At 29.5% G+C, this 403-nt stretch carries 1 protein-coding gene; it reads right to left on the bottom strand.

The genetic code is table 11. From position 1 onward, the window contains the following. Nucleotides 1-403: AIR synthase-related protein (locus AMO19_RS03405; RefSeq protein ID WP_257008948.1), on the bottom strand; the 403-nt coding region annotated here is incomplete at both ends.

Genomic DNA, 403 nt, shown 5'->3' with positions numbered 1-403 from the left:
TATCCTATTTTTTTTACATAAACACTTGATGGGAAGTTTATTTGATTTTGTTTTAAATAATTAAACCATCCATTTTGTTTCATTTTACTAATTGAAAAAATAATTCTTGACCCACCTTCTGCAAATAATAAATTATCAACTCTATTTAAATCTCTCTCTAATTCTATAGTTGCACCCCTTCCGGACAAAATACAAGACTCTGCTAAAGCTATAGCTAAACCTCCGTCACTTATATCGTGAGAAGAAACTACAAGACTTTTTAAAATCGCATTTCTTAAAAAACTCTGGCAAAACTTTTCATCTAACAAATTTATTTTTGGAGGTCGCCCTGTAATTTCTCCATGAAAATATTCCAGATAAGAGCTAGCTGCAATTTTTATTTCTGATTTGTAAGAACCAATTA

The sequence above is a fragment of the Prochlorococcus marinus genome, assembly GCF_001180245.1.
Taxonomy (GTDB): domain Bacteria; phylum Cyanobacteriota; class Cyanobacteriia; order PCC-6307; family Cyanobiaceae; genus Prochlorococcus_A; species Prochlorococcus_A marinus_F.
Note: the sequence above shows the minus strand (reverse complement) of the source record. Positions and strands in the feature narration are given on the sequence as shown.